Annotated in this window: 4 protein-coding genes and 2 pseudogenes; all 6 read right to left on the bottom strand. The window is 69.3% G+C overall.

Annotated elements, in window-relative coordinates; all coding sequences use genetic code 11:
- Window positions 1-232, bottom strand: a pseudogene (locus tag VFX99_RS15085) (hypothetical protein); the annotation flags it as partial.
- 39 nt (window positions 233-271) lie between these two features.
- A complete protein-coding gene (locus VFX99_RS15080; protein WP_329667111.1) occupies window positions 272-742 on the bottom strand; it encodes a hypothetical protein in 471 nt (156 codons plus the stop codon).
- A gap of 106 nt (window positions 743-848) precedes the next feature.
- Window positions 849-3053, bottom strand: a pseudogene (locus VFX99_RS15075) (ATP-dependent Clp protease ATP-binding subunit).
- 221 nt (window positions 3054-3274) lie between these two features.
- The gene (locus VFX99_RS15070) at window positions 3275-4942 is read right to left on the bottom strand and encodes a SulP family inorganic anion transporter (protein ID WP_329667110.1); all 1668 of its coding nucleotides are present in this window, start codon (window positions 4940-4942) and stop codon (window positions 3275-3277) included.
- Between the two features lie 63 nt (window positions 4943-5005).
- Window positions 5006-6025, bottom strand: a complete 1020-nt coding sequence (locus tag VFX99_RS15065; protein WP_329667109.1) for a GlxA family transcriptional regulator — start codon at window positions 6023-6025, stop codon at window positions 5006-5008.
- 351 nt (window positions 6026-6376) lie between these two features.
- A partial coding sequence (locus VFX99_RS15060) for a glycosyltransferase (RefSeq protein ID WP_329667108.1) occupies window positions 6377-6765 on the bottom strand: 389 nt, incomplete at its 5' end.

The following is a 6765-nucleotide window of genomic DNA, read 5'->3' as shown; positions in this document are numbered from 1 at the left end:
CGGTCGCACGATCGCGCGGTGCGTCGATGGCGTCGTTGGAGATGCCGACCGAGAGCTGCCCGAGCAGGATCGCCAGGCCGAGCACGGCGATGCGCCAGGGCTCGAGGCCCGCGGCGATCCCGAGCATGATCGCGATGAGGGTGACGACGACGCTCGGACCCGGGTGAGTCGAACGCCAGAGCGCCCCGACCGGTGAGGGATGACGCGCGGCGGGCGGCCGTTCCTCGGTCATCGAACGCTCGATCGGATCGGTGAACCCGTGCGCTGCGCGTCACGCATCGAACGGTCGCCGCCAGCGGAGGATCCCGAGAATGGCCAGCACCAGCGCGGCGAGGTAGGCCAGGCCGACGACGAAGGCGGCGACGGTGAAGACCATCGAGGACGCCTCGTAGCTGACGGCGCCGCCCGTCCACGTCGTCAGCGCGGAGTCGAGGTGTCCGCTGTCACCCGAGTCGGGAACGGTGAGCGCGGCCGCGAGGAGGCCGCCCCACAGCACGAAGCTCGAGGTGTCGTAGCCCAGGCGCGTCGCCTTGCCCCGGCGGACGGTGCGATCGAAGAGCGTCAGCACCGGCGGGAGGAGCAGGATCGCGACGACCACGAGCCCGTAGACGATGCCGATGATCGCCATCCAGCCGAGTTGCGCGCCGACGAGCCCGCGACCGAGGAAGAAGAACACCGGGAGGAGCACGGCGGCCACCCACTGGGCGACGAAGACGAACCGGCCGGACTTCGCGATGCGCATGCCTCCGACCGTACCGCCCGACCCTCAGGCCCGCTCCCCCGTCACGGGTCGCGCACCGCGTCGGCGGGTCGTGACAGGCGACCAGATGCGGCGCGGCGGCCCGGGCTCAGTCCTCCAGGATCGCCTCGATCACCTCATCGTCGTCCGCGACCTCCTCCGCGGCCGCGGGGCCGCTGCTGGTCAGCACCAGCGTCGACCCGTCGGCCGCGACATCCACCCGTACGAGGTCGCCGTCGTGCACGCCGCCCGAGAGGATCGCCATCGCAAGCCGGTCCTGGATCTCGGACTGGATGAGCCGGCGCAGCGGCCGCGCCCCGAATACCGGGTCGTATCCGCGCTCGGCGAGCCATGCCCGGGCGTCGGGCGTGACCGCGAGCGTCAGCCGGCGGTCGTGCAGCCGGCGCTGCAGAGCGTCCACGGCGAGCTCGACGATCTGCGCGAGGTCGTCCTCGCTCAGCGCCTGGAAGATGACGATGTCGTCGAGGCGGTTCACGAACTCGGGCTTGAACGCCTGGCGCACCAGGCCCTGCACGGCCTCCCGCTTCTGCTCCAGCGAGAGGGTGGGGTCGATCAGGATCGGTGAGCCGAGGTTCGATGTCAGCACCAGAATCACGTTCTTGAAGTCGACGGTGCGGCCCTGGCCGTCGGTCAGACGGCCGTCGTCCATGACCTGCAGCAGCACGTCGAACACCTCGGGGTGCGCCTTCTCGACCTCGTCGAGGAGCACGACACTTTAGGGGCGCCGGCGCACGGCCTCGGTCAGCTGCCCGCCCTGCTCGTAGCCGATGTATCCCGGAGGCGCTCCGACCAGGCGCGAGACGGTGTGCTTCTCGCCGTACTCCGACATGTCGATGCGCACCATGGCGTGCTCGTCGTCGAAGAGGAACTCCGCGAGCGCCTTGGCGAGCTCGGTCTTTCCGACGCCGGTGGGGCCGAGGAACAGGAACGATCCGGTGGGCCGATCGGGGTCGCTGATTCCCGCGCGTGAACGCCGTACGGCATCTGCGACCGCCTTGACGGCCTCCTTCTGGCCGATCAGGCGCTTGCCCAGCTCGCCCTCGAGGTGCACGAGCTTCTCGGTCTCGCCCTGCAGCAGCCGACCGACCGGGATGCCGGTCCACGCCGCGATGACGGCCGCGATGTCCTCGTCGGTCACCTGGTCGTTCACCATGCGGTCGCCCGCGGGCTCCTCGCGCTCGGCGTCGACGAGCTGACGCTCCAGGGCCGGGATCTCGGCATACAGCAGCCGCGACGCCTTCTCGAGGTTTCCCTCGCGCTGCGCGCGCTCGGCCTCCATGCGCGCGGCGTCGAGCTTGGTCTTGAGGTCGCCCACGCGGTTCAGCGATGCACGCTCGCGCTCCCAGCGCGACTGAAGCTCGCGGAGGCGCTCCTCCTCGCCGGCCAGGTCGTCGCGGAGCTTCGCGAGACGCTCCTTGGATGCCGCGTCCTTCTCCTTCTTCAACGCGAGCTCTTCCAGCTTGAGCCGGTCGACGTGGCGCCGCAGCTCGTCGATCTCGAGCGGCGCCGAGTCGATCTCCATGCGCAGCCGGGATGCGGCCTCGTCGATGAGGTCGATCGCCTTGTCGGGCAACTGGCGCGAAGGGATGTACCGGTTGCTCAGCGAAGCGGCCGCGACGAGCGCGGCATCCGCGATGGCGACCTTGTGGTGCGCCTCGTAGCGCTCCTTCAGCCCGCGCAGGATCGCGACGGTGACCTCGACGCTCGGCTCGCCGACGTACACCTGCTGGAAGCGACGTTCCAGGGCGGCATCCTTCTCGATGAATTCGCGGTACTCGTTGAGCGTGGTCGCGCCGATCATGCGCAGCTCTCCACGCGCCAGCATGGGCTTGAGCATGTTGGACGCCGCCACCGACCCCTCGCCGCCGCCGGCGCCCATCAGCACATGCAGCTCGTCGATGAAGGTGATGACACGGCCGTCCGACTCGGTGATCTCCTTGAGGACGGCCTTGAGGCGCTCCTCGAACTGGCCGCGGTACATCGCACCGGCCACGAGCGCCGACAGGTCGAGGCTGATGAGCTCTTTGTCCTTGAGCGATTCGGCGACGTCGCCCGCGACGATGCGCTGGGCGAGTCCTTCGACGACGGCCGTCTTGCCGACACCGGGCTCCCCGATGAGCACCGGGTTGTTCTTCGTGCGGCGTGTCAGCACCTGGCTGACCCGGCGGATCTCGGAATCCCGCCCGATCACGGGGTCGAGCTTGCCCTGCTTGGCGCGCTCGGTGAGGTTGATCCCGAACTGCTCGAGGGCGCTCTGCTGCTCCTCCTGCCCGGGCTGCTGCGTGGCGTTCATGTTGCTCCTGAAGTCTGTGTCCGACTCATCCCAAACTTGAGCCGCGGTGACTCAAGTTTACCAGAGTGCGGATGCCGCGGCAATCGTCTCTGCCTCCCCGGCGCGCCGTCGCGCACGCTTCTTCCCGCGAGACTGCACCGGGACGTCGAGACCGCGGGTATCACCCGCTGTCTCGACCTCCGGTTGCAGTCTCGCGGTCGAGAAGGCGCGCAGAAGCCCGGTCACCGATCCTGCTGCTGGGCGAGCGCGTCGGCGTACGCGCGCCGGACGGTCTCGCCGATCCACTCGGTGCTGCGGTAGACGTTGCCGGCGCCGAGCTCGTCGGCGAGTCCGCTGACCTGGACCTGATCGAAGACGAGCTTCTCGCTGATCACGAGCTTGAGCGACGAGCCGGCGGCACGCAGGTCGTTCGCGTACCGCCGCAGCACCTCGATCAGCGAGAGCCCGATCTGGTCGGTGCCGCGCAGCCGGATGATGACGACGGAGTTCTGCGATTCCGGGGTCACCTCCGGCAGCTGATGCTCGAAGATCGGGGCGCTCGCGAAGAAGAGGCTGCCGTAGGGCTGCAGGATCACGACCGAGTCGCCCGCGACGGTGGTAGGCGGCTGCGTCTCGCGCATCCGGCCGCCGTCCAGCACGTGCACCTGTCGCACGCGGACCCGATTGGACTGCTGCCCGACGAAGAGGATGATGCCCAGGCCCACGCCGACGAGCACGGCGTACTGCAGCGGGATCAGGAGCGTGAGGCCGAACGTCACGCCCATGATGGTGGTCGGAAGCGGTCCGCTCTTGACCACCGAGTAGATGCGACTCGGCTTGATCGCACCGATGCCGATCACGATCAGCAGTCCGGCCAGTGCGGGCATCGCGATATAGCTGACCAGGTCCGACGCGAACAGGATGATGAGCGCCATGACGGCGCCGGCGAAGATGAACGCGAGCCGTGTCCGGGCGCCGCCCGCGACGATCAGCGTCGAGCCGGACATCGACCCGCCCACCGGCATCCCCTGGAAGATCCCCGAGGCGAGGTTGCCGGCGCCCTGCCCGATGAAGTCGCGCGACGTGTTCGCAGGCTTGCCGTCGGGCGTCGGAAGGCTCCCCGACACCGCCGCCCCCTGCACCACTCCGATGAAGGCGAGCGAGAAGGCCGGCACGAGCAGGAACAGCACGTCCTCGACGTTCGGAAGCACCGGCGCGGGCAGCCCGCGCGGGACATCGACGATGTCGTTCAGCAGCACGACGGGCGCGTCGAGCCAGACGTTCGCCAGCACCGCCAGCCCCGACCCGAGGACTACGGCGACGACCAGGCCGAGCGAGCCGACCGGAGTCCACCGGAACAGATAGATCAGCCCGATCACCATAAGCCCCACGGCGACTGAGGCGAGGCTCCACTGCGGGATGTGCACGAGCAGATCGAAGAGCTTCGTGAGCCGGTTCGCGCCTTCCGAGGCGAAGCCGGTGAAGTTGGACAGCTGGCCGAGGATGATGTTCACACCGACGGCTGTGATGAAGCCGGTCATCACGGCGGTGGGCACGAATCGCACCAGCCGGCCGCCGCCCAGAAGGCCCGCGACGATCATCACGATGCCCGTCATGATCGCGAGGGTGTACAGGGCGCGGTCGGGGTCGGCGCGGCTCTGCAGGTCGGAGTCCGACACGATGAGCGCCATCGCACCGGTCGCCTGCACCGCCATGAACGTGCTGCTGGTGAGAAAGGTGGCCCCGACCATCCCGAAGAGGTACGCGTAGAGGCCGGCGAGCGGATTGATGCCGGCGAGCAGTCCGGCGGCCAGTCCGTCCGGCACGGCCTCGATGCCCAGCACCAGCCCCGACACGGCATCCTTGCCGATCGTCTTGCGGGAGAAGAGCTTTCGCAGGGCCGCGCGCACGGTCACACGCTATCGAACCCGACGTCAGGCGGCGTGGCCGCACGGCGAGACGCATACGCGCCGTCAAGCCGCAGGCACCGCCGACGCCTCGCGCTCGGCCTCGCGCCGCTCGAGCGCCGAGCCGCCCATCCCGATCTCGCAGCAGAACGTCGCGCGGTAGGCGGTCGGGGTGGTTCCGAGCACGCGCGAGAAGTTCTGACGGAGAACGGATGCCGATCCGAAGCCGCATTCGTACGCGATGCGGTCGAGGCCCAGGTCGGTCTGCTCGAGCAGTCGCTGTGCATGGATGATGCGCTGGCGTCCGAGCCAGGCGGCGGGCGTGGTGCCGTAATCGGCTTTGAACCGGCGCGCGAACGTGCGTGGCGACATGTGCGCCTTCGTGGCGAGCTGGTCGACCGTCAGCTCCATCCGCAGGTTCTCGAGCATCCAGTCGGTGACCGGAGCGAGCGACAGGCTGGCGACCTCCGGCAACGGATGCCGGATGAACTGTGCCTGACCGCCGTCGCGCTGCGGGGGGACGACCATGCGGCGCGCGATCGTGTTCGTCATCTCGGCCCCCAGCTCCTGGCGGAGCAGGTGCAGGCACGCGTCCAGACCCGCGGCCGTTCCGGCGCTGGTGATGATGCGACCGTCCTGCACATACAGGACGTCGGGGTCCACGTGGATCGCGGGGTACATCGAGGCCATCGTCTCGGCGTACATCCAGTGGGTGGTCGCGCGCCGTCCGTCCAGGACGCCCGCCGCAGCCAGGATGAACGATCCGCTGCAGACGCTGAGCAGCCACGCACCGCGGGCGGCCGCGTGACGGACCACCTCGATCACGCGCGGGTCCGTGCGCCCCCACCACTCACGCGGTGTCGGCGACACCACCACGAGATCGGCCTCGTAGGCGAAGGCCAGGTCGTTGTCGACGTTGATCGAGAAGCCCAGCTTCGACTGGACCACTCCGGGCTCGGGTGTCACGATCCGGAAGTCGAAGTTCGGGATGCCGTCGTCGGTGCGATCGAGGCCGAACGCCTCGCACGCGACGCCGAACTCGAAGGGGGCGAATCCGTCCTGCACGATCACGGCAACGGTTCTCATTCGGGACTCCTCGGACGACGGTGACGTATGGATCAGGCGTGGCAGTATTCGTACGCTGTGTGTCCATCCTGCCACTAGTGGCTGTATCCCGTCAAGCGTAGCGTTTCTGCCATGTTGATGATCATTGTTCTCTCAGCCCTGGCCGCCTACGCGCTCGGCGCGTCGATCGTCGCTCTCACGAACGACGGCTTCCACCGCGTGCGCACCGACTACACCCGCCTTCCCTGATCGCGGGCGCCACGGCGCGCGAGATCACCCTCTGGTCACGAGTCCGCCCCGCACCCCCGCGGGCAGCGGCTGATCTCGCGAGCACCGGGTGATCTCGCGGGCAGACGAAGGCCGAGCGGGCGCTCAGGCCCGCCGGCGGGCTCGCGCCCGCTCGTAGACCTCCTCCATCGCCGCGGTCCGCGACGACTGCCGGAAGAGCTCCCGCAGTGCGGGATCCGGCACCGGCGCCGTACCGGCGGCGATATCGGCCGCCGCCGTGCGCAGCGCGGCGGCGAGCGCCGACGGTGAGGCATCCGCCACGGCCCACAGTCCCGAGCCGAGCTCGGCGGCGATGTCGGGGTCGCTCACGAGCGAGGGCGTGCCGAGGGATGCCGCCTCGAAGACCGTCATCCCCTGCGTCTCGAAGCCGATCGAGGTCTGCACCACCGCATCGGCGGCCGCGAGCCGCCGGAGCGGCTCGGCGGACGGCAGCCGCCCGGCGAAGACGACGGATGCCGCGGGCTCGAGCCGGC

It is taken from the genome of Microbacterium sp., from assembly GCF_036277215.1.
In the GTDB taxonomy this organism is placed as follows: Bacteria; Actinomycetota; Actinomycetes; order Actinomycetales; family Microbacteriaceae; genus Microbacterium.
The sequence above is the reverse complement of the archived record's forward strand: the minus strand, read 5'-3'. Positions and strand labels throughout refer to the sequence as shown.

Excerpts from the sequence above, each read along its gene's own strand:
- VFX99_RS15080 (WP_329667111.1), bottom strand. The coding sequence starts at position 742 with ATGCGCATCGCGAAGTCCGGCCGGTTCGTCTTCGTCGCCCAGTGGGTG.
- VFX99_RS15065 (WP_329667109.1), bottom strand. The coding sequence starts at position 6,025 with ATGAGAACCGTTGCCGTGATCGTGCAGGACGGATTCGCCCCCTTCGAG.